Genomic DNA, 22661 nt, shown 5'->3' with positions numbered 1-22661 from the left:
CGGTCATGGCGGCGAACGCCGCGAATATGACCCACAGCATGATACGTGCGAACATGTCGCTCACCTCGAACTCTTCCGCTTGGCCCCTTACCCATTATATACCTGACGGCCCTTGCCCCCCATTCGGGCTGCGTGCCCTTCTCCGTGGCGTCCCCGTTGGCCATCGTCGGCATCTTGCGGGCGGCCTTGGCCGTTGTGGCAGACATAATCGTCCGTGGAGTCCGGAAGCGGCGCAGAGAGAAGAGCGCCCCCTATGGAATGATGCGGTCAGAAAAGAGAGGCCCGGCTCATCAGGAGCCGAGCCGCCTGTGTACGGAAGCGTGTTTTCTGAGCCTACGTCAGCCGATGGAGACCGACCCATTGCCAGAGGGTGACGGGGGCACCGCCCATCAGCACGTTCGTGCCATCGAGCTCCGCCTTTATCGTGTCGTGATAGGCAGGAATCCAGACGAAGTGGCCGATGTAGCGCTGGGGCTGGCCGAACTTGTCATGGTAGCGCCCAGTCTCGTCCTCGATGTGGTCGAAGCAGGTGATATGCACGTCTGTGGCGCCGAGTTTCTTGAGTCTCCCATAGTCTGCCAAGGCATGGATATCTGCCGTCACAATCGGGTCGTCAGCAGACTGCACGAACCAGAGGGGCGTCTTGGCAATCGATTCCATCTCGTCGTCTGTTGCCAGGGATGCCACCCATGGTGCGCAGACGGGGACGCCTGCGGCAAAGAATCCCGGATAGTCTGCCACCAGTCTCATGGTCATGAATCCGCCGTTCGAGAGTCCGCCCACGTAGATGCGCTCGTGGTCGATATTGGGATGCGCTTCTATGAACTCGTCGATCAAGGTCTTCAGCGCCTTCGTGTAGATGGACTTGTTGTCATCTGCGATTTCTCCCGAACCTGAGTCCATCCAGTAGGTCGGGCTCGAAGGGGCAAGGATGTAGGCGGCACCGCCGAGCTTTTCTTGGATGTCAGGGGAGGAGAGTGCCGTCACGCGGTTGCCCATGACGGTACGGTAGGGCTCCTGTCCCTCTCCTGCACCATGGAGCCAGACGAGGAGTGGTACCTTCTCGACAGGAGGAAGCGGACGTGCTGCACGTGCGGCATTGACGGCAACGAGATCGGGCGTGAAGAAGCCATAGTTCATATCGATATCGTCGAATATGCCGGTGCCGGTAAGGTCCCAGCCTGCAAGGTCGGGGCAGACATCTCCCGTATCGATATCAAACAGCATGCCTACAAGCGGAGCCTCGCCTGGCGTCTCTGCGGGAATCGCCTTCGTCTGCGTGATGCGGAAGCTCATTGCACGGATATAGCCACGGGTGAGCGCTCCATCGATCCTCTTTGTGAGGCGCTCTTCGGGGAGCTCGAGCGCGATGTAGGAGCCTTCTGCTTTGTGGTTGCCCTCTCCGTCAGAGGCATAGGCGGAGAGCACATCCACATAGCCCTTGGAAAGGAAGGCCTGCTTGTCGGTGTGATGCTCCTTTGCAAGCACCACTTCGCCGGTTTCTGCATCCTTGCGCTCCACATAGACGCTGAAGCCGTCCTTGTCTACAAACTCTGCTCGTACCTTCTCGGGGAGCTCGAGGATGAGCCTCGAGACATAGGGCCCCATATCGGCGGCCGAAGTGAAGGTCTTGTATCCAGCCATGCATATCCCCCTTCCTGTGCGGCAGGGCCAGCTCCCTGCCGACCCTGCACCGTCTACCCGCTGCTTGTTCTACCCAGATGGGTCAGCTATGGCAGCAGGCCTGCCGAAGGGCCGCCTGCCAGCCTGCGCGCTTGCTCTTCCTCATCGCGTCCGCCATCTGGGGCATGTAGGTCTCATGTCCGTACCGCTCGTGAATCGCATTCGTGGTCCAGAGGTCAGCTGCACGTCCTGCCACGAAGGCAGCGCCTGCAGCAGAGAGCTCGGCGAGCTTCGAGACCTCGACCGATGCTTTTGCCATGTCTGCCTGGAACTGCATGAGGTAGGCATTCTTCGTGACGCCGCCGTCAGCCCTGAGCGCCTCCAAGGCAAGGCCAGTATCGGCGCGGAGCGCATCGAGCACATCCGCTATCTGGTAGGGAATGCACTCGGTGCAGGCCTTCGCGATCTCTGCCCTACCGGTGAGCGTCGTGACGCCCGTGAGCATGCCCGTGGCGGCGCTGTCCCACCAGGGGGCGCCGAGGCCCGTGAATGCAGGGACGAAGTAGCTCCTGTCGTTCGGGTTGGCCTCGCGGATGAGCCCCTCGAGCTCGTCAGGGCTCTGAATCATATGCACCCGGTCCTTCAGCCAAGTGACGACGGCACCTGTGTAGTTGAGGTTTCCCTCGAGCACATAGGAGAGCTTCCCTTCGAGGCTCCAGGCAATGCTCGAGACAAGGCCATGCGTGTTCCGGATGGGGGCATCTCCTGCCATGAGCATGACAGAGGAGCCGGTACCGTAGGTTGCCTTCACCTGTCCCGGCTTAAGGCAGTCCTGGGCAGCAAGCGCCGCCTGGGAGTCTCCGAGCATCGCATGGAGCGGGATGGGATTTGAGAGCGTGCCGTTGAAGTCCGAGACGCCGAAGAGGGCATCGGACGGCAGCACCTTAGGGAGCGCTGCACGGGGAATGCCGAAGAGATCGAGGAGCCCTTCGTCCCATTGAGCTGTCTCGAGGTTCAGGAGCTGCGTCCTTGTGGCATTCGAAGGCTCTGTCACGAAGGGATGGCCTTCGCAGAGGCTGTAGGCGAGCCAGGAGTCGATCGTGCCGAAGCAGAGCGTGCCGGCCTTTGCAGCTTCAGCGACTGCCGGCACGTTCTTGAGCATCCAGGACATCTTTGCTGCCGAGAAGTAGGGAGAAAGAGCGAGGCCCGAGCGCCCCTGGACGAACTCTACGGCTCCGGGATGTGCCTCTTCCAGCTCGTCGTAGAGCGCAGCGGCGCGTCCGTACTGCCAGACGATTGCGTGTGCCAGGGGACGTCCTGTGGTCCTGTCCCAAGCAAGGCAGGTCTCGCGCTGGTTCGAGATGCCGAAGGCAGCGATGTCTTCGGCTGTGGCTCCTGCGTCTGCCATCACGGCTGCCACGCAGGAGCAGACGTTTCGGAGGACCTCCTCTGCGTCATGCTCGACCCAGCCGCGCTCATCCACATACTGGGTATGGGGATGGGAGGTCTTCGTAAGAAGGGAGCCGTCTTCCTCGAAGAGGAGTGCCTTCGTGCCCTGTGTGGACTGGTCTATCGCAAGGATTAGCCCGCCCATCGCTACTGTGCTGCCTTCCCGAGAAGCTGTGTGGCAGAGGAAGCGATGCCTTCTGCATCGAGACCGTAGTAGGCAAAGACTTCCTTCGAGGTGCCGGTCACGACCGGGGCATCGGGAAGCGAGAGGTTCTGGACAAGGCGGGGGCAGGAGGAGGCGACCGTCTGGGCGACGCGTGCACCGAGGCCTCCATAGGGCGAGTGCTCCTCGACGGTGAGGACAGCCTTCGCATTCTGGGCAGCCTTCACGACCGCCTCCTCGTCGAGCGGCCTCACGCAGTACATGTCGAGGACGGCGGCAGAGATGCCCTGCCTCTCGAGGAGAACGGCAGCATCAAGCGCGGAGCGCACGAACTCGCCGGTGGCGACGATTGCGATGTCGGTACCCCCTTTGAGCCAGGTTGCCTTGTCCATCTCGAAAGGGCAGGAATCCTCGCTGTAGACGTCCTCGACAGCATTCCTGCCGACGCGCACGTAGGCAGGCTTTGTGTCTTCGAGAAGGGCACGGATGAGCCTGGCGGTCTGGAAGCGGTCGCTTGGCAGATACACGCGCATGTTCGGTATGGCAGACATGGCAGCGATGTCCTGTGCCGAGTGATGGGACATGCCGAGCGCACCATAGGAGATGCCGCCGGAGATGCAGATGAGCTTCACGTTCGTGTCAGAGTAGGCGCAATCGACCTTTGCCTGCTCGTAGGAGCGGGTCGTGAGGAAGCTTGCGGGGCTTGCTGCGAAGGGCTTCTTGCCGCAGGAGGCAAGGCCGGCAGTGATGCCGACAAGGTCCTGCTCGGCGATGCCGACCTCGATGGCCTGCTTCGGGAACCTGTCAAAGAAGGGCGCAAGCGAGGCCGAGCCCCTCGAGTCGGAGCAGAGGACACAGACATCCCTGTCTTTTTCGGCAGCTTCCATCAGCACATCACAGATGGCCTGCTTGTTCGCGATCTTGTTAGGCATGGCACTCCTCCTTGTGCGCGGCGAAATCGGCCGAGATCTGGGCATGCTCTTCTGCCGTCGGCAGGTGGTGGTGCCAGGATGCCTTGTCCTCCATGATGGGGGAGCCAAAGCCCTTCGTGGCGTTGGCAATGATCACGGTCGGCTTGCCCTTCGTCTCCTTTGCGAGTGTGAAGGCTGCATCGAGCGCCGCGATATCATTGCCGGGAACGGAGAGGACGTTCCAGTCGAAGGCAGCCCAGCGCTCTTCCTGGGAGTCCTGTCTCATGACATCCTCGGTGGAGCCGGAGATCTGGAGACGGTTCCTGTCCACGAGGGCACAGAGGTTGTCGAGCTCGTAGCTGCCGCCGGACTGGCGCCCTCCCAGACAGAGCCTTCTGCGAGCTCGCTGTCGCCCATGAAGACGTAGGTGCGGTACTTCCGGCCATCCATCCGGGCGGCAAGCGCCATGCCCACAGCGACGGGAAGGCCATGTCCCAGAGAGCCCGAGTTCGTCTCGATGCCGGGAAGCTCGTTGTTTGGGTGTCCGATGTAGGGGCTCTTGAACTTCGAGAAGCGTGCCTTCACGTCATCGAGGTCGAGGAAACCCTTGTGGCAGAGCACGGCGTAGTAGGCCTCCATCGCATGGCCCTTGGAGAGGACGAAGCGGTCGCGGTCGGGATCGTCCATCGTCTCGGGCGTGATGTTGAGGTGATTGGCGTAGAGCACCAGCAGCGCATCCATGATGGACATGTCACCGCCGATGTGGCCGCCGCCACCCGCCATGATGATGTCCACACAGTCCTGGCGCAGCTCCCAGCGCAGGCGTTCCAGCTCGGCAATGTCCGCCACCCTACTCTCCCCTCAGATAGGCCTTGACGTCTTCCTCGATTGGGTCGTAGAGGTCAGGCTGGATTCCCAGATACTTGCAGGCCTCGTAGAGCACAGGCACGACATCGTCGTGGATGCCGGCACAATGATGGATGTAGGGACCTTCCACGATCTTTGCCTCGAGGCGCTTGATGTTTGCCACGCGGACCCAGAGGTAGGTGCCCATGCCCTTGGGGCCATCGATGCCTTCTGCCGTGCCGAGCAGGAGCGAGTACTTGCCGTTGTCGCCGTCGAAGCGGGCAAGCGTGACCTCGCCGTGCCTTGCCTCTGCCGTGAGGGCGCCGTTGTGGTCGAAGGCCAGCGGGGTCGTGATGGCTGGCTTTTCCTGCGCCACAGAGCAGGGCCAGGGTCCGCAGTGCTGCAGGAGCTCGCCATTCGGATCGTCCGGATGGCGGATGGTCCAGTCGGCAAAGAAGGAGCGCTTGCGGCCCATGTCTGCTGCCTCGATCATGAGGGAGGTGATGGCACCATGGACATCGGTCTCACAGGTGATTGGCGTGCCCTCCTCGTTGAGTATCGAGTTCGCGGCACACGGCATCACATGGAGCTCGTGCTGGAGCTCGTTCCAGCACTGGATGCAGCCGGCCGTGCAGTGATACTTCTTGAGCATGCGGCGCATGGCCACTGCCATGGCAGCGATGGTGCGTACCTGCTCGTCCGTGCAGCTCTGCTCGAAGTGCTCGGCAATCCGGGCAAGTTGCTTCTCGACGTCCGAGGTGCCGTCCCCGGCGTCTTCTGCCGGCGCCGCCTTCACGCCACGCCGGCACGCACGCCTGCAGACTGTCCTCCGCCGCCAAGCCGAAACATCGATGTACGGGCCGTGCTTCTGCACGGTATCCGAGGATATGAGAATGGGCAGGGATGCCCGCATGTCTCATGCTGCAGGACGCGTCCGCAGCGGCATTCGACGAACATCGTTCATCCTTGCAGTTCAGGAAGCCTCAGAGGCACCTGTTCCACGACCGCATTGCCGCTTGACAGGGGTTCGGGTCATATGAGGAATGGCGCATGAATCAGCTCATGAAAGTCCACGAACGCAATCTCCTGCGGCGACACAATCGATGCGACAGGAGGTCGCCGGCTCCCGCTACTCCTTGGCCATTTCCCAGCCGGTGATGATGGTCATAGCCATGCAGAAGAGCGTGAGAACTGCGAAGTACCTGTGTGCCTTCATGGAAACCTCCCGTATGTTGGTGATAGGCATGAGTCTAAGCTCAGGACCTACCTGTGCGGCTAGCCCTTTCGGACGCATTGGATTTGTCACCCGTGGTGCCGGTGACCACATGCCTCCTACAGGTCGTCTACGTACAGGTCGTCTACGAGTGCGGTCGACTTGGCATAGGCCGTGGATCGCGCCTCGAAAAAGTCCGTCTTCACCATGTTGGCGTTGCTGTATTGCGAAACCCACGCCATGTCCGTCGACTCCTCGACAAACTCCGGTCAAAAGGTGCCAAAGCTATGGAAGCTCCAGCTCAGATTCCCCAGGTAGTGGATGTAGTCAGAGACCTACTGGCCCGTGAGGCCAGGGATGTCCTCGCCAATAGCGTAGGCGCCCCACGTAATCTCCTGGCGTACGTCCTCCACAAGCATCTCCTGCGGCTCGGCCACGGCAGCCTCGGAGAAGATCTGCGGCTCTTCTCGCTGCAGCTCCAAGATCATATTGCGGAAAGCCAGAGGTGGGTGTTCTCGTCCAGATTGATGTAGCGAATCTCCTGCGCGCTACCAGGTATCTTGTCGTTTCTTGCCAGGCTGTAGAAGAATATGAAGTCCGAGTAGAAATGCACGCCCTCAAGGATGAAGTTCGCCATCATCACGCGCAGCAGCGCGGGTGCGCCCCTGCGCTCCTGGAACTCGTTGTAGAGGTTGCCGATGAAGGTGTTTCTCGCCAGCAGGTGCTCGTCGGTTTTCCACTGATAGAGGATGTCGTTGCGCTGTTCGGGGCTGCAGATGGTGTCGAACATGTACAAGTAGCTCTGCGAGTGCACGCACTCCTGGAACGTCTGGATGTGCAGGCACAGGTTCACCTCGTTGGCCGTGATGTACTCGCCCGCGTTGGGGAGGCTGGCGTTTGACTGCAGCCGGGACTTGGCCTAGTTGGAGCCGCTCTCGCACTCCCTGACCTCGAGCGCCTTGCTCCGCACGCAGTAGATGGTCTTCACGCTATCGCGCCAGGCCTCGATGGCGGGGTGGTTGATGCGCTCTGATGCGTTCGGACACACGAAGACGGGCCCAGGATTAGCCCAGGCCCCGCACGAGAACGTGAGAACTCCGCTGCTAGCCGCGCGGCATCTCCACAAGCTGCGCGTTTGCCGTCTCGTCATCCCCGGACTCGAGGGTTGCGAGCGAGCGGTAGAGCCATGCGGTGGCATCAGGCGAGAGGGTCTCGGCGTCTGCGCCGGCAGCAAAGGTGAGCAGCGCATCGAGAAGCTGCCTGCCGGCAGGGGAGAGAACGGCGATGTCTGTTCCGGCGTGGGCGGGCACGCCGCGATGTCCGCTCACGTGCTCAACAAAGCCGCGCACCTGGTCAAGGTGCTGCGGAAGGTCGGCAGGGGGCTCGGCAAGGCCGGCGGCGCTGAGGGCGTCAACCACAACCTGCGCGGGGGTCCCACAAGGGACAAAGCCGGGCGCGTCGTCCATTGCTGCCGTGATGGTTGCACCGAGGGCAACCGTTGCCCCGGCAAGCTCGCTCTGCATTTCGTTCATGTGCTGCTCCTCTACGAGATACGGTTTGGTGGAGTCAGGATACGAGAGTAAAGACCAGCGCACTGTTGTAGTTGCAACTCCTACTGCAAATCGTCGTGGGCGGGCTAGGACTGGCGACGAGCCATGCCGCCGTGGTCTCCGGGATGCCGACGGAGCCGCGGTGTTTCAGCTGGGCTCGTGGCCTGCGGTTTCTTTGCCTGGGAGCGCTGCTTCGGCGTAGCCTTTCTGCGCTGGCGGGTGGCCTTGGGCTTTCTGGTCGGTGCGCCTTCCTTTGTCGGGCGATCCTTCTTGGTCCCGCGCCGCGGCTGCGCGCCCCTCTCGCCTGACGTGCGGGCAACGCGCGCCGCCTTGCGCCCATCGGCGATCTTCTTGCGCTCCTTCTTGCCGGGGAGGATGTCGGTGGGCTTGCGGTCGGGGTCAAGCCTTAGGGGGTCGTCTCCCAGCGAGACGCCTTGGGCGCGCGGGTAGATGGGGATGTTCCTGCCCATGAGCTGCTCGATGTCGCGCAGGTCGAACTCCTCTTCCGGCGAGGCAAACGTGAGCGCCCATCCGTACTCGCCGGCGCGCCCCGTGCGGCCAATGCGGTGGATGTAGTCCTCGGCGTCGCTGGGGACGTCGAGGTTTGCCACGTAGGCAACGTCGGGGATATCGATGCCGCGCGCAAGCACGTCTGTGGCGACAAGGACACCCACCTCGCCATCCGAGAAACGCTTGAGCGCGCTTGCCCGCTGGTTCTGGCTGCGGTTTCCGTGGATGGGCGCGCATTCGACGCCCGCCTTGCGCAGGCGTCGGCACACGGCGTCGGCACGGTGCTTGCCGCGCGTGAACACGATCACGCGTTCGGACCCCTCGCGGTGCAGCACCTCTACCAGCGCGGAGACCTTCGCCTCGTACGAGATGGGAAGCACAAACTGCTCGATTGTCTCGGCGGCTGTGCCCTTGTGGGCAATCTCCACGCGCACGGGGTCGTGTACCAAAGATTTTGTGTTGTCCAGCACGTCGTCGGAGAGCGTTGCCGAGAAGAGCAGCGTTTGGCGGCGGGTTGGCGTGTGCGACACGATGCGGCGCATGTCGGGGAGAAACCCCATGTCGAGCATGCGGTCCGCCTCGTCGAGGACAAGCACCTCTACCTGCGAGAGGTCGCAGTCGCCCGAGCCAATGAGGTCGATCAGGCGCCCGGGCGTGGCCACGAGCAGGTCGCATCCGCTGTGGAGCGCTGCACGCTGCGGCTCGTAGGAGACGCCGCCCACAAGCACCGTTGCCGTGTGCCCCGTGTGCGTGCAGATGGCCTTTGCGACGTCCTCTATCTGGGCGGCAAGCTCGCGCGTGGGCGTGACCACGAGCATGAGCGGACCCTTGCCATGGGCTGCGTGGCCGAGGCGGTCGAGCGTGGGGAGAAGAAACGCCGCTGTCTTGCCGGTGCCCGTCTGGGCTGCCGCCATAACGTCTTGACCTGCGATGACACAAGGGATCGATGCCGCCTGCACGGGCGTGGGGGCCACGTAGCCCATGTCTGCAACGGCGGCGATCGCGCGCTCGGAGAGTCCGAGGACGTCGAAGGCGGTGGGGAGGTTCTTCTCGGCGTGCGAAGCGTTCTTGTTCTGGCTTTGGTGGCGCTTGGCCATGTGGCGGTGCTCCTATCAACTGCGGTTGCGTGCAGTTGACAAGCTTACGCGATTCCTGCGCCCCACACGAAAGAGACAAGGGACAGCCCCTCTGTCTCATTTTCTAATGTTGTGGTGACAACAGTTCATTATGGTTAACACTCCTATACTGCAATGCGAGAAGACAAATGGCCGCAGCCCACGCCGCAGCCACTTAGCTAGGAGGCACACATGGCCACAGACCTCGACCTTTCCAAAAGCGTCCACGACCTCGCGCAGGAGAATCCCGGCTTCACCGACGTGATGGCAGGCCTCGGCTTCACCGACATCGCCAAGCCTGCAGCGCTCACCACCGTTGGCCGCATGATGACCGTGCCCAAGGGTTGCGCCATCAAGGGAATCTCCCTCGAGGATGCCGTGCGTGCCTTCAAGGAGGCCGGCTTCACGGTTTCGGGCGTCGCGCCGGTGCCGGCGTCCGCCGTCGCTCCGGCACCTGCCACAACCCCTGCGTCGGAAGCCGCTGCACCCGCCCCTCGCGGCCAGAAGGTCGAGGGCCTTGACGAGGAGGGACGCGCCAAGCTGCTGCAGAGCTATGTCGCGCGCCTCTCGGCCGGCGAGCCGCTCGAGTCCGTGCGCGCAGACTTCGTGGCCAACTTCGAGGGCGTAGACGCCGGGGAGATTGCCCGAGCCGAGCAGGGCCTCATCCAGGGCGGCGCGAAGATTGACGACGTGCAGCGCCTGTGCGACGTGCACTCCGCACTCTTCCACGGTGCCACGCGCGAGGAGCGCATCGCCAACGCCGAAGACGCCGTGATGGACTCGCTCGCCAAGGGTGCGAACGACTTCACCACCAGGGTGCTCTCGCGCATGCCAGGCCATCCGGTTCGCGTCTTTACCCTGGAGAACCAGGCCATCTCTGCCCAGATTGAGCGCACGCGTGCGGCGCTTGCCGGCACGGGCGCAGCAGACGAGCTGCGTACCCTATCCAAGCTGGGCATTCACTACGCCAAGAAGGGCGACCTCATCTACCCTGCGCTCAAGGTGCGCCACGGCTACTCCGGTCCGTCGGACGTCATGTGGGGTGTGGATGACGAGATTCGCGCAGAGTTGCGCGCGCTTCTCGACGCAAGCGACCATGACGCGGGATGGCACGAGCGCGTCGAGAAGGTCCTCACCCGCGCCGAGGAGATGGTCTACAAGGAGACAAACATCCTGCTCCCGCTGTGCGCCCAGAACTTCACCAATGACGAGTGGCTGCAGATGTACGCCGACATGAGGGGCTATGACCTGTGCCTCATCGACGATGCTGGCACATGGGGGATAGGCGAGGACTTCATCCAGCGCCGCGCCGCGTCCTCCGGGACTGCGCCCGCGGCCTCCACGCCCGGCGAGATTCGCCTTACTACCGGCCACTTCACGTCCGAGCAGCTCGACGCCATGCTCAACACCATTCCGCTCGAGATCACGTTCATCGACGGTCAGGACGTCAACCGCTACTGGAATGATGACGGCGAGAAGAAGCTCTTCAAGCGCCCGTCGTCGGCGCTGGACCGCGAGGTGTGGTCGTGCCATCCTCCCAAGGTGCAGCCCATGGTGAGAGGGGTGATTTCTTCGCTCAAGAGCGGCGAGCAGGACTCCGTTGACATCTGGATGCAGAAGGAGGGTGAGCCCGTGCTCGTGCGCTATATGGCCGTTCGCGACCGCATGGGCGCCTACCTTGGCACCATGGAGGTCGTCCAGCGCATGGGGTTTGCCGAGAAGCACTTTGCATGAGACAAGGGGACTGTCCCCTTGTCTCATGCGCTACCATGTAGCCTGGCCACGCGGGCGGCCCTCCAAGCAGTCCCAGGTAAAACCTGCTTGTCAATCCAAAACCGGGAGAAGCGCATGCTCAGGCAAACCCTTGAGGACTACAAAGTCCTCCTCAGAAGCATCCCCAGTGCGACTGTCACCCTCTTTGTGGTGAGCGTCATCGTGATGAACCTCCTCGCGAACAAAGAGCTGGTATCGCTACCATGGCTCGCACTCGACTGTGGCTTCTGCGTGAGCTGGGTGAGCTTTCTCTGCATGGACATGATCTGCAAACGCTTTGGCGCCAACGCATCCATCAAGGTGAGCCTTCTCGCCCTTGCAATCAACCTGGCGGTGTGCGTGCTGTTCTGGCTCGCGAGCATGACGCCGGGCATGTGGGGCGCCTACTACGACACGGGCAGCCTCCAGGTAAACGATGCCCTCAACGCCACGTTTGGCGGCTCGTGGTACGTGGTGGCGGGATCGTCTGTGGCCATGCTCTGCTCGTCTGTGACCAACTCGCTGCTCAACGAGGGCATCGGCCGCAGGCTCCGCAAGGACACGTTTGGCGCCTTTGCCCTGCGCTCCTACGCGAGCACGCTCGTTGGGCAGTTTGTCGACAACCTTGTGTTTGCGACCATTGTGAGCCACACCTTCTTTGGCTGGACGTGGCTGCAGGTCCTTACCTGCTCGCTCACGGGAGCCATCTTCGAGCTCCTGTGCGAGGTGTTCCTCTCGCCTGTGGGCTATCGCGTGGTGCGCGGCTGGGAGCGCGAGCGCGTGGGCGAGGAGTACCTGCACCTGCATGCCGCCAAGGCGACAGGGGCCGAGCAGTGAGTGCCGATAGGGGCCTGCCGCTCGACGCCGGCAGCCGCTCGCTTTCCGTGCTTGTCACGGGCACGTCGCGCGGCATCGGCCAGGCGACGGCGGGCCTCTTCCTGTCGCGCGGGCATCGCGTATGGGGGATGGACGTGTTGCCCGCCGCAATCGAGCACACCCGCTATCAGCACGTTGTTTGCGATGTGCGCAATCGTTCTGCACTGCCGGCCGGCATTGCGCCCGAGGTCATCGTGAGCAACGCGGGCGTGCAGGGCAGCGGGGCCGACATCGACGTCAATCTCAAAGGCGCTCTCAACGTATGCGAGCGCTACGCGTTTGAGCCAGGTGGTCGTACGCCTGCGCCGCAGGTGCGCGCCGTAGTGCTCGTGGGGTCTTCCAGCGGGCACACCGGCGCGGAATTCCCCGAGTACGCGGCGTCGAAGGGCGGCGTGCTTGCGTATGCAAAGAACCTGGCCCAGCGCCTTGCCCCGCAGGCAACCTGCAACAGCGTGGATCCGGGCGGGGTGCTCACCAAGCTCAACCGCCCCGTGATGGATGATCCTGCGCTCTGGGGGCGTATCATGGCCCTCACGCCGCTTCGCCGCTGGGCAACGCCTGGAGAGATTGCGGAATGGATCTACTTCGTTGCCGTAACCAACCGTTTCATGACGGGGCAGAACCTGCTCATCGACGGTGGCGAAGCGGGAGGTTTTGATTTCGTGTGGCCGGAGGACTAAGAGATATGAGCAATCTGCTCGATGCCATCGCCGAATCCGACGGGGACATCCGCGGCCGTGAGTTTGTGGGCGAGGACCTCTCGGGAGAGGACCTTGGGCATGTGGAGTTCGAGGACTGCACCTTTAGCGGGTGCGTTCTTGCCTCTGCGCGGACGGGTCGGCCGAGCCTCGAGCGCTGCACGCTTATGGGTTGCGACTTGGCAAACGTTGCGGGAAACACCGGCTTCTGGCGTGATACGAGGGTTGCCGACTGCCGGCTTGTGGGGGCCGACCTCCACAAGTCCGTCCTGGTGCGCACGCAGTTTTCGGGCTGCAACCTGTCGTACGTGGGGCTTGCGGAGTCCAAGCTCGAGCGCGTCTCATAGGGCAGCTGCGACCTGCGTGAGGCGTCCCTCTCGCAGCTTCGCATTCGCGGCTGGCTGCACCTCGAAGACTGCGACCTCACGCGCGCCGAGCTCTTCCAGACGCGCTTGGCGGGTGTCAACCTCACGAGCTGCAGCATCGCGGGCGTCCGCGTGGTGACGATTGTGTTGCCGCCTGCAACACAATCGTCGACGAATCTGTTGCGACCTGCGGCTCGTCACACATTCGTGCACGAATGTGTGACGGATAGAAGGGAGGCTGGCGAGAACGGCGCGAGGGCGGCTGGCGAGAACGGCGCGCAATCAGGGCGCCGCGCCCCCTCATTAGCGTCTCGGCAAAGGGGTATCCTCTTCTTTGTCAGGCCGACGGAAAACCCGTCGGGACGGCGGTCGACAGGGGAGTTGCGCATGGATGGGTTCAAGCGCTTCTGCATGTTCGTCTTCTCGCTGGCAGGGCTTTTGACCCTAGCGGCGTTCGCGCTCACATGGCTGGGACCCTGGACGGCCCAGGCATCGGCGCTCTTCGTGCTTCCGGGGTACTACACTGCGGTTGAGGTGCTGCTTCTCATTACGGTGGTGGGTCTTCTCATCCTGCTCTTCCGCTCGGTCTTTGCGCGGCGAGTACGCACCGTCGAGGTGACCACCGTCGACGGCGGTACCATCTCGGTCTCGCGTGATGCCATTGCGTCCCAGGCCAGGCATGTGGTCGAGGTAGACGGTGCCTGCTCGGCAGACCGCGTCTACGTGAACGCCAAGAAGAGCGGGCACATCCGCGTGCATGTGCGCGTCCTGCCGCACGAGAGCGTGGACGTGGTCCAGAAGGGCACCGAGCTCCACGACGAGCTGGTCCATGGTCTCGCGGCCGTGTGTGGCGACAAGCTCGAGGACGTGAGCCTCGAGTTCGTGGAGCCCAGGGAACCCACTGACACCCCCGTTGCGGGCAACGTGAGCGTGCCCACGCCCTCGCAGGCAGCACCTGCTGCTGAGGACCATCTCGCACCAGGGCCCGAGGTCGAGGCCCCCGCGCCGGAGGCCCCTGTGGCAGCATCCCAGACGGCATCCTATGGCGCCATTACGGTACCCATGAGCCCGGGACATGAGGGGTCGTCCGCCTCAGCAGACGATAAGCCCGCAGACAACCGGGATGGGGAGGCCTAGCCATGAGCGACGAGTTCAACAAGGCACCGCGGGCCAAGGTCGAGGCAGAGGCCCCGCAGGCGCAACGCGCCGACGAGCACGACGCCACGCAGGCGTCCACGGAGACTCCCCGTACCGACGCCACACCCGGGAAGACGACCCCCGAAGGCTCGCAGAGCGGCGTCGACAAGGTCTCCGCGTGGGTGAGTCGCACCTTCCCCGGCCACGAGAATGCCTTCTTGGGCGGCGTCTGCGGTTTGATCGTTGCAATCGTGATGGCGGCCATCGGATTTTGGCGCGCGCTGCTGCTCGTGCTTCTCGTGCTTGTCGGCGTGGCCATAGGCCAGAAGGCAGACGGCGACCCCAAGATCTGGCGCGCAATAAGCAAGCTCTTCAGGGATCACGAGATTCACTAGGCACGCGACTCACGCATCATGCCCACTATGCCGTAACATCGCAGTCATCAGTCCACATAAAAGGAGCGAGCATGGACACCGAGAATAGCGCACAGCAGGCCGAGGCTCCGGCAGAGACGGGCATCGTTGCCACCACGGCATCCACAGTCCCGAGTGAGCCTGTCCAGGTTCAGGACATCGACATCGCAGACGACTCCGATTCCGAGGACTCCCTCACGTTCTCCAACGGCGTGATCGAGAAGATCGTCGCCATTGCCATGCGCGACGTCCCCGGCGTAGTGGGCATGAAGGGCAGCTGGCTCAACCGCGTGCAGGATGCGTTTGGTGCCTCTGATACCACGAAGGGCGTGTCGGTTGAGGTCACGCCCGAGAGCGCCGTCAAGGTGAACGTCTCGGTGCTCATCGAGTACGGCGCCTATGCGCCGCAGGTCTTTGAGGACGTCAAGAAGGCCGTCGTGAAGCAGGTCACGGGCATGACCGGCCTGGAAGTTGCGGGCGTCAACCTGCGTATCGAGGACGTGCTCACGCCTGAGGAGTACAAGCGCAGCGTGGAGGCCGAGAGGGGCGCAGAAGAGTCCGCGCCCGTGGCCGGCACCGACGACGCTGACGCAGCCACTGCACGTGGCGGGAAGGCATAGCGCATGGGAGTTCGCAATGCCTGCGCCGTCGGCCTGGGACGGCTTGCGTCCTGGGGCCTGCGTCGTGTGCTCCACCGCAACGCATCGCAGATGCCGGGCAGGGTCGCCCTTGCGCTCGACCCTAATGCCATAGCGCACCTCGCGTCCAAGCTCTCCGAGGGCTCTATCGTGGTCTGCGGCACAAACGGCAAGACCACCACCAACAACGTGCTGGCCAACGCCATCGAGCGCTCGGGCAAGAGCGTGCTGTGCAACCGTGCGGGTGCCAACATGGCGGCTGGCGTTGCCGCCGCAATGCTTCCCGGCTCCGGCGCGGACTGGGCGGTGATGGAGGCCGACGAGCTCTCGACCGTCCACATCCTGCCCCAGCTGCGTCCTCGCTACCTGGTGCTGCTCAACCTCTTTCGCGACCAGCTCGACCGTGCGGGCGAGATAGACCACGTACAGGACACCATCGTCGCCGCGCTCGCAGCCTCGCCCAACACGACGCTTGTGGTGTGTGGGGACGACCCGCTCTCCGTGGGAGTGGCGCTACGCGCCCAGAGGGTTGGCACCAAGGTACTGACCTTTGGGATGGGAGAGGACCTTCGCCTTCCGCCCGACCGCGTGCCCGAGGCGCGCTTCTGCCAGGTCTGCGGAGCCGAGCTCACCTACGACTATCGTGCCTATGCCCAACTCGGCGCCTTTAGGTGCCCCAACGGCGACTTCTCCCGTCCCAAGCTGGACTTTGTTGCCACAGGCGTGCACGTGGACGCCCATGGCGTGGCCTTTGACGTGGCGTTTCCCGAGGGTGGCGCGGCGCACGTCTCGGCGGGCTTTGGCGGCGTGTACATGGTCTACAACCTGCTTGCGGCTGCGGCGGCGGCGCACCTTGCGGGCGTCGATGCCGCCTCGTTCCAAGCCGCGCTCGACGGCTACCATCCTGAGAACGGCCGCCTCCAGCACTTCATGGTGGGAGGCCGCGAGGTTGTGCTCAACCTGGCAAAGAACCCCACGGGCTTCAACCAGAACATCTCGCTGCTCCAGGCCGACGCCCGCCCCAAGGCCGTCTTCTTTGTGATCAACGACGACTTCAACGACGGCAAGGACATCTCCTGGATCTGGGATGTGGACTTTGAGCGGCTTCTTGGCGAGAAGGACCTCCTCGCCTTTGCGGGCGGCCACCGCGCCAACGACGTGCAGGTGCGCATGAAGTATGCGGGCATCAAGGCGCCCGTGGCGGCCACGGTCTCCGAGGTGCTGGGGCGTCTTGGCTCGGTACCCGTCGAGAGGCCCCTCTACGTGCTGTGCAACTACTCTGCGCTGTGGCCGGCCAAGGCCGAGCTCGAGGGGATGGGTGAGCGCCGTGACTAGCCAGGCTGTCGAGAGTTGCGGTGGCGCCAAGGGCGGCCGCACGCTGCGCATCGCCCACCTCTACCCGGAGCTCCTGAACCTCTACGGTGACTCTGGCAACATCCTGTGCCTGCGCCGCCGCATGGAGTGGCGCGGCCTCGCGCCGGACGTGATGGAGGTCCATGTAGACGATACGCCGTCCTTCTCGGGTGTGGACATCGCCTTCATCGGCGGCGGGTCAGATCGCGAACAGCGCATCGTGTGCGACAAGCTCCTGGCCGAGCAGGCAGAGATCAGGGCCTTTGTCGAGGACGGCGGCGTGCTTGCAGCCGTCTGCGGCGGCTACCAGCTGCTGGGCTCGAGCTACCTCATGGCCGACGAGCGCGTCGAGGGCCTCTCGCTCGTAGACCTCTACACCGACCACGGCGACCCGCGCCTCATTGGCAACATCGTGGTGGAGAGCAGCGTTTCCCCGCAACCCATCGTGGGCTACGAGAACCACGCCGGTCGCACCCACCTGGGCGAGGGCATAGCCCCGCTGGGACGCGTGGCCTATGGCCATGGCAACGATGGCGTGACGGGCTACGAGGGCGTGCTCTACAAGAACGTGGTGGGCACCTACGTCCATGGCCCGCTTCTGCCCAAGAACCCTGGCGTCGCGGACTACCTCATTGCCCGCGCGATGGAGCGCAAGTACGGCACGGCGGAGCTTGAGCCGCTCGACGATACCGAGGAGCTCGCTGCCAACCAGGTCATGTACCATCGACTCATGGCAGGAGAGGTTCGGGAGAGCTAGTGCGCCAGCCGTGGCCGTGGACGGTCGCGTGGCGCTCAGGATGGAGGGCGCATGTCGAAGGTCATCGTCTTTGGGTCGCTCAACATGGACCTCTCGGTTGGCTGCCCGCGCGTCCCCGGCGCAGGCGAGACCATCATCGGCCACGGTTTTCTCGCAAGCCCCGGTGGCAAGGGCGCAAACCAGGCCGTGGCCTCGGCGCGCATGGGCGTCGTCACGCACATGGTGGGCGCCGTGGGCAAAGATGTCTTTGGTACCCGCGTCGTGCAGTCGCTCGTCGAGGCCGGGGTGCTCTGCGAGCGCGTCCGCGCGCTCAAGGACGTTCCCACGGGCACGGCGACGATCCTTCGCGCCGAGGGGGACAACCGCATCGTGGTCGATCCCGGAGCCAACGCCGCAACCCCGGCAGACGTGGTCTGCTCGGCCATCGACGACATTGCAAAGCCAGGCGACATCTTCTTGGCGCAGCTCGAGTGCGACCTGGACACCACGGTGGATGCCATTGCCTATGCCCGTGAGTCTGGCCTCTACACCATCTTGAACGCCGCCCCCGTGGCGATGCTTCCCTCGGACGTGTACCAGGCCATCGACCTTCTCTGCGTGAACGAGACAGAGTGCGAGGCGCTCACGGACATCTCGCCAGACACCGAGAGGGGCTGCATGCGCGCGCTCATGGCCTTCTCGGCACGAGGCGTGGCAACTACGGTCATCACGCTGGGGGCAAAGGGGTCTGTCGCGCTCATTGCCGACGACATGTACCGCATGGGCTCCTTCGAGCTCAACGCTGCAGATACGACGGCTGCGGGAGACACGTACCTGGGCGTGCTGGCGGCGCAGCTCTCGCAGGGCCTCGACATCGTCGATGCCATGCGCTGGGCCTCTGCCGCAGGTGCCCTGGCAACCACGCGCGAGGGCGCTCAGCGCTCGATTCCCTCTCTCGCTGAGGTCCAGAAGTTGTTGTGAGACAAGGGGACTGTCCCTTTGTCTCACCCGGTGATGCGATAGAGCTTGTAGCCGTTCTCCTCAAGAACGAGCTCGAAGCCAGGTGTGCCATCGGTGATGTAGTTGATGCCGCGCCACTTGGTTGCGTCGTAGGTGTCCTTCACGAAGGTGTTGTTGCGCTCGTCGGTGCTCATTACGAGAACATAGCGCGCGCCAATGGACTCAACGGCCTCCTGCACCTGGGAGTCGTTGGCAATGTTGTAGAGCCGCTGGCGAATGACGCGGCTCTGCCAGGTCTCGTCGCTGCCTCCGTAGCCAGAGAAGAACCGGTAGTAGCAGCGCATGCCCGTGACGCCGTAGCCAAAGACGCTGCCGTCGAAGGGCTGATTGATGACAAGGTCGTTGCCAACCAGGCGGTGGGCCTCCTCCATGAAGTTGGCCTCCTGGTAGGTGAGCGGCGCTTCGTGCGAGTAGGCACGCCAGGCGTAGTTCTGGTAGGTGGCCCAGGGGCTGTTATTGTCGTAGTTAAAGCCGTTCTGGGCCTTGCCGGGATAGAAGAGCGCGAGCGGCACATACACCGCTGCCACGACGAGCGCCGCTGCCACAGAGAGCCCGCGCCAGTTCCGTGCGGGCGTCAGGCGCACAAGGCGGCACGCGCCCTCGGTGACCGCGTCCAGCCCAAAAGCAATCAGCGGCACCGAGAAGATCGTGGCCAACGACCCAATGCGGTACGGGTCGGAGTACCAGTACCCAATGAGGATGGAGCGAAAGGCGTCGTCGCTTGAGCCGCACGCAACGTAGGTCATGTACGCCGCGACGGCGTAGGGCACCACAACCCAGCGCGTCTCTCGGCGAGAGGCGAGCAGGACCCCGCCCACGAGCAAAAGCGCCGCAGGGAAGAGCTGCTCGGCATCGGGCGCCGGCCACATGCCGCGCATGTAGCTCAGGTGCAAGACGTTGGTGATGGCGTTGTCGTCCCTGGCAAAGGCGTCCCAGTGGTAGCCAATGAGGCCCTTGAAGGCGGGAATCTTTGTGGCTCCCACCCAGATGACCACACAGAGCAGGGCAAAGCCCACGGCAAGCGCACGCGGGCCGACGCTTACGCGCGACCCGCACCGAACGCGCAGGCTGGAGCCCCACACACGAGCAACGATCCACGGCACCAAAAAGACCGCCATCGAGAAGACCACGTTGGGGTGGAGAAGCACCGTGCCGCCTGCAGCGAGGGCCCATGCGACAAGGTGGGCAAGCGTTGCCCGGCGGTTGTCTCCCTGGTCGAAGGCGCGCATGAAGAGGGCGCAGATGGCGGGCAGCACCGCGAATGCGGCAATGTTGGGGTAGACCGGCCCCCAGTTGGAGATGCCCCAGGGAAAGATTGTGAGCGTGAGCGAGCCTACGGCGCCGAGGGCCACCACGCGCGTGCGTCCGGGGAAAAGCGTCGAGAGCAGAAGCAGCATGGAGAGGGGATAGACCACCGCCATAAACGCAAGGTTCACGGCATTGACGGCGCTGGTGACGCTGACGTTGGTGGAGAGCGCAACCGTTGCGCACAGCACGTGCCAGCCTGAGGGGTAGTAGCCGGTCGACTGCACGGAGAGAAGCGCGTCCGACTCGGTCGAGTACGAGCTGCCGTCAAGCGGTGACATCGAGAGCGAGTCCATCATCGCACGGATGGAGTTGATGTGATGCACCGTGTCGTAGTCCTGGTGGAAGACGTTGGGGGAGGGGAGCATGCTGGCAAGAAAGACGTAGCTGGCGGCAAGCCCTGCCACGAGGAAGAGCGCCACGAGGGCCGGGTGCACGGCTGGGGCCCCATCGGCGGTCCCGCGAGGGGTGCGCCTGCGGAGAAGCGCTGCTACCAGGAGCACCGTGGTGGGCAGGCCAACCATCATGACGGGCGTGGCGGGGACTCCCGCCATCGAGTACGCCTGCCCCATAAGGCAAAGGACGGCCACGCCGAGAGGTGCCGATGCAAGCAGTGCCGTCATGCGGGGAATCCCCACCGTGTGGCCGAGAAGATATCCCGGAACGCCCAGGTAAAGCAGCGTCACGAGGACCGTTGCATAGAATGAGAGCCACATGGCCGGTTGTATCCGCTTCGCTCGAGGGTGGGCGCGCGGGGCACCGCGCGTGTAGTCAGCCGTTCCATCCTAGCCCATAGGGGTGCAGGAGAAACGTGACAATGTCCCACATGGTAGACTACCTGCTGGGCTGGCATCCCGCTTGCCCCTAGTCGCGTCCTCCTGCATGGAGGAGATGGGAGCGGCCTCCCCATGTGGCCCTTGTTCTTCCTTGCTTGCCTGCTTGCCTTGGTGGTTCTCTACCTGCCGGGCGCGCTCGCGCTTCGAGCGCTGGGGCTTCGTATAGAGGACGCTATCGCCTGCGCTCCCCTCTATGGGATAGCCTTTCTAGCGATAAACGCCATGGTTCTGCCATACCTTGGCATCCCGGCATCTCTGTTCGCGCTTGTTGGCCCCATGCTGGTCTTTGGCGCCGCGGCCTACGCCATGGCCTCTGCGCGGCGTCGCCGTACGGCAGGCGACAAGGCCTCCGCCACGCCTGACGGGGACTGCATCCAGGTCTGCGGACACGGCGTGCCCGCATGGTCTGTCCTTGTCGTCTATGGCATCGTCGGTGCGGCCTTGTGCTGCCTGACCTTTGTGCGCAACCTCGGAGATCCCCAGGCCTTTGTGCAGGAGTTCGATAACTGCTTCCATCTTGCCGCCATTCGCACCTATCTCTCCACGGGGAACTTCTCGTCCTCCTCGAGCTTCTACTACGTGCCCGGGGGTGCCATGCCTCTCGTGTCTCAGACGGGGTTTTATCCCAGCGCTTGGCATGACCTGTGCGCCCTTGTCGCCCAGACCCTCTCCGCACCGGTGACCCTTGCCGTGAACGCCGTCAACGCAACGCTTGTGGGCGTGGTCTTCCCGGTATCTGCCTTCTTTCTGTTGCGCAAGGCTTTCCCAGGTGGGGACTCTGTCGTTGTGGCCGGGCTCTCTGTGGCTCCGTGCTTTGCCTGCTTCCCGTGGGACTTCCTCACGTTTGGGCCGCTCTATCCCAACCTGCTCACCAATACCCTGGTGCCACTCGGTGTTGGTGCGTTTGTCGTCTTCGTGTGGCCCGGTGGCAAGCGGGGCGTGCGTCTGCGCATGCTGGTGGTCTTTATCCTGGCCTGCGTTGCCCAGGGCCTCTCTCAGCCCAATGGCATCTTCACCATGGCAGCGCTGCTTGCGGCGTATGTCGTGTGGGCAACCATGAGGGCGGCTAGGCTCGCGCGCGAGGCTGGTCGACGCGCGCCCGCTCCACTGGCCGCGGGGGTCATCGCGTTTTTTGCCGTTGGCCTCATCTGGGCGGGCTGCTACAAGCTGCCCATGCTTCGCGCGGTCGTGACGTTCGACTACTGGCAGTCCAGCATGGGGGTTCGTGACGGCGCGCTTGCCGCCCTCTCCCTGGGCATGAACGGACATCCTGCCCAGTGGGCGCTTGCCGTCCTGGTGATCCTTGGCGCCGTGCTCGCCGTGATTGACCGCTCGCGCGACCACTGGTGGCTTGCCGTCTCCTGGGCGTTCATTCTCATCTGCTTTGTGATAGACGTGTCTACCGAAGGTTTGATCAAGCGCCTTACCTGTGGTTTTTGGTATGCAGACCCGCATCGTATAGCGGCCAACCTCAGTCTTGCCGCCGTGCCGCTTGCGGCGTTTGGCCTGTCCTGGCTGGGCGAGAAGGCCTCCTGCCTGCTGCGTCGCGCAGAGGGTTCCGCTGTCCCGCTTGCGGTGGGGGCCGCTGCCTTGCTCGTGGTGAGCTTCCCGGCGTACCTGCCAACCGGCTCGACCGAGGGTTCCACCGCCTTTGCGAATCTAGGAGTTTCGGTTGTTGGCCAGAGCGATCTCATTCACCATCCCCTCACGGCAGAGGAGTTCGAGTTCTCGAGGGAGGCCCTTGCCGCAATCCCCGAGGGCTCACTCGTGATTAACGAGTCGGAAGACGGCAGCGTCTACCTCTATCCGCTCCTGGACGCCAACATCTACTACCGTGCGATCTCTTTCTTCGACGGCAGCAAAAACGAGACGGCCGAAAGCCTTCTCATCCGGCATCACCTCTACGAGTATGCCTCCCGCCAGGATGTGCGCGATGCCGTCGCATCGATAGGTGCCCGCTACGTTCTTGTGCTGGACCAGGGCCCCGACGAGGGTGCGGGTCGCAGGCGCCTGTTGTCCTACGATCCCGAGCAGTGGGACGGCATCGAGGGGATAACGGACGGGACCCCTGGGTTCAAGATCATTCTCGTCCGTGACGATATGCGCCTCTACGAGATTGAGGGGTAATGGGGGAGCGCCTCTCGGACTCGGG

Annotated in this window: 23 protein-coding genes and 1 pseudogene; 11 read left to right on the top strand and 13 right to left on the bottom strand. The window is 63.6% G+C overall.

Annotation, left to right across the window (positions count from 1 at the left end; translation table 11 throughout):
• Positions 1-333: 333 nt before the first annotated feature.
• The 12 genes and pseudogenes from ACO59D_RS05765 to ACO59D_RS05710 form a co-directional block, all read right to left on the bottom strand.
• Positions 334-1644, bottom strand: a complete 1311-nt coding sequence (locus ACO59D_RS05765; RefSeq protein ID WP_130810696.1) for a prolyl oligopeptidase family serine peptidase — start codon at positions 1642-1644, stop codon at positions 334-336.
• Between the two features lie 82 nt (positions 1645-1726).
• Positions 1727-3217, bottom strand: a complete 1491-nt coding sequence (locus ACO59D_RS05760) for an FGGY-family carbohydrate kinase (RefSeq protein ID WP_485126156.1) — start codon at positions 3215-3217, stop codon at positions 1727-1729.
• A gap of 2 nt (positions 3218-3219) precedes the next feature.
• Positions 3220-4167, bottom strand: a complete 948-nt coding sequence (locus tag ACO59D_RS05755) for a transketolase family protein (protein ID WP_485126155.1) — start codon at positions 4165-4167, stop codon at positions 3220-3222.
• A pseudogene (locus ACO59D_RS05750) lies at positions 4160-4896 on the bottom strand (transketolase). Before ACO59D_RS05750 ends, ACO59D_RS05755 begins: the two are co-directional and overlap by 8 nt.
• A gap of 100 nt (positions 4897-4996) precedes the next feature.
• Positions 4997-5788 carry an L-fucose/L-arabinose isomerase family protein gene (locus ACO59D_RS05745; RefSeq protein ID WP_485126154.1) on the bottom strand — a complete coding sequence of 264 codons (792 nt, stop codon included), beginning with the start codon at positions 5786-5788 and terminating at the stop codon, positions 4997-4999.
• Between the two features lie 333 nt (positions 5789-6121).
• On the bottom strand, positions 6122-6238 hold the full coding sequence (locus ACO59D_RS05740) for a DUF6219 family protein (protein ID WP_242622085.1): 117 nt from the start codon (positions 6236-6238) through the stop codon (positions 6122-6124).
• Positions 6239-6324: 86 nt separating this feature from the next.
• Complete coding sequence (locus tag ACO59D_RS05735; RefSeq protein ID WP_256386393.1) at positions 6325-6447, bottom strand: hypothetical protein; 123 nt, start codon at positions 6445-6447, stop codon at positions 6325-6327.
• 93 nt (positions 6448-6540) lie between these two features.
• Positions 6541-6687: a hypothetical protein gene (locus ACO59D_RS05730; RefSeq protein ID WP_242622084.1), complete on the bottom strand. Its 147-nt coding sequence runs from the start codon at positions 6685-6687 to the stop codon at positions 6541-6543.
• A 2-nt stretch (positions 6688-6689) separates the two neighbouring features.
• Positions 6690-7058, bottom strand: coding sequence for a ribonucleotide-diphosphate reductase subunit beta (locus ACO59D_RS05725; RefSeq protein WP_485126153.1), 369 nt, complete (start codon positions 7056-7058; stop codon positions 6690-6692).
• A 66-nt stretch (positions 7059-7124) separates the two neighbouring features.
• A complete protein-coding gene (locus ACO59D_RS05720) occupies positions 7125-7253 on the bottom strand; it encodes a hypothetical protein (protein ID WP_485126152.1) in 129 nt (42 codons plus the stop codon).
• Between the two features lie 55 nt (positions 7254-7308).
• Positions 7309-7737 (bottom strand): hypothetical protein, encoded by a 429-nt coding sequence (locus ACO59D_RS05715; protein ID WP_485126151.1) that lies wholly within the window; start codon positions 7735-7737, stop codon positions 7309-7311.
• Positions 7738-7841: 104 nt separating this feature from the next.
• Entirely contained in the window at positions 7842-9362 is a 1521-nt protein-coding gene (locus ACO59D_RS05710) for a DEAD/DEAH box helicase (RefSeq protein WP_485126150.1), read from the bottom strand.
• 210 nt (positions 9363-9572) lie between these two features.
• Between ACO59D_RS05710 and ACO59D_RS05705 the strand changes: the two genes are divergently transcribed.
• The 10 genes from ACO59D_RS05705 to ACO59D_RS05660 all read left to right on the top strand — a co-directional run bounded on the left by ACO59D_RS05705 (position 9573) and on the right by ACO59D_RS05660 (position 18329).
• On the top strand, positions 9573-11114 hold the full coding sequence (locus ACO59D_RS05705) for a DUF438 domain-containing protein (RefSeq protein ID WP_485126149.1): 1542 nt from the start codon (positions 9573-9575) through the stop codon (positions 11112-11114).
• 114 nt (positions 11115-11228) lie between these two features.
• Positions 11229-11969, top strand: a complete 741-nt coding sequence (locus tag ACO59D_RS05700; RefSeq protein ID WP_485126148.1) for a VUT family protein — start codon at positions 11229-11231, stop codon at positions 11967-11969.
• A complete protein-coding gene (locus ACO59D_RS05695) occupies positions 11966-12688 on the top strand; it encodes an SDR family NAD(P)-dependent oxidoreductase (RefSeq protein WP_485126147.1) in 723 nt (240 codons plus the stop codon). The genes ACO59D_RS05700 and ACO59D_RS05695 overlap by 4 nt, the downstream gene beginning before the upstream one ends.
• Positions 12689-12693: 5 nt before the next feature.
• The gene (locus ACO59D_RS05690; protein ID WP_485126146.1) at positions 12694-13053 is read left to right on the top strand and encodes a pentapeptide repeat-containing protein; all 360 of its coding nucleotides are present in this window, start codon (positions 12694-12696) and stop codon (positions 13051-13053) included.
• Between the two features lie 405 nt (positions 13054-13458).
• Positions 13459-14208: an alkaline shock response membrane anchor protein AmaP gene (amaP, locus tag ACO59D_RS05685; RefSeq protein ID WP_485126145.1), complete on the top strand. Its 750-nt coding sequence runs from the start codon at positions 13459-13461 to the stop codon at positions 14206-14208.
• A gap of 2 nt (positions 14209-14210) precedes the next feature.
• The gene (locus ACO59D_RS05680; RefSeq protein WP_485126144.1) at positions 14211-14603 is read left to right on the top strand and encodes a DUF2273 domain-containing protein; all 393 of its coding nucleotides are present in this window, start codon (positions 14211-14213) and stop codon (positions 14601-14603) included.
• A 71-nt stretch (positions 14604-14674) separates the two neighbouring features.
• Positions 14675-15241, top strand: a complete 567-nt coding sequence (locus ACO59D_RS05675; protein WP_485126143.1) for an Asp23/Gls24 family envelope stress response protein — start codon at positions 14675-14677, stop codon at positions 15239-15241.
• 3 nt (positions 15242-15244) lie between these two features.
• Positions 15245-16594: a MurT ligase domain-containing protein gene (locus tag ACO59D_RS05670; protein WP_485126142.1), complete on the top strand. Its 1350-nt coding sequence runs from the start codon at positions 15245-15247 to the stop codon at positions 16592-16594.
• Positions 16587-17369, top strand: a complete 783-nt coding sequence (locus ACO59D_RS05665; protein ID WP_485126141.1) for a type 1 glutamine amidotransferase — start codon at positions 16587-16589, stop codon at positions 17367-17369. The genes ACO59D_RS05670 and ACO59D_RS05665 overlap by 8 nt, the downstream gene beginning before the upstream one ends.
• Before the next feature lie 51 nt (positions 17370-17420).
• Positions 17421-18329: a ribokinase gene (locus ACO59D_RS05660; RefSeq protein WP_485126140.1), complete on the top strand. Its 909-nt coding sequence runs from the start codon at positions 17421-17423 to the stop codon at positions 18327-18329.
• A 23-nt stretch (positions 18330-18352) separates the two neighbouring features.
• Here the strand turns inward: ACO59D_RS05660 and ACO59D_RS05655 are convergent, their stop codons facing one another.
• Positions 18353-20389: a DUF6541 family protein gene (locus ACO59D_RS05655; protein ID WP_485126139.1), complete on the bottom strand. Its 2037-nt coding sequence runs from the start codon at positions 20387-20389 to the stop codon at positions 18353-18355.
• Between the two features lie 192 nt (positions 20390-20581).
• Here ACO59D_RS05655 and ACO59D_RS05650 point away from each other — a divergent pair, with 192 nt between their 5' ends.
• Positions 20582-22636, top strand: coding sequence for a DUF6541 family protein (locus ACO59D_RS05650; protein WP_485126138.1), 2055 nt, complete (start codon positions 20582-20584; stop codon positions 22634-22636).
• Positions 22637-22661 lie beyond the last annotated feature (25 nt).

This window comes from Tractidigestivibacter sp. (assembly GCF_057241865.1).
This window is presented reverse-complemented; position numbering and strand designations above follow the sequence as displayed.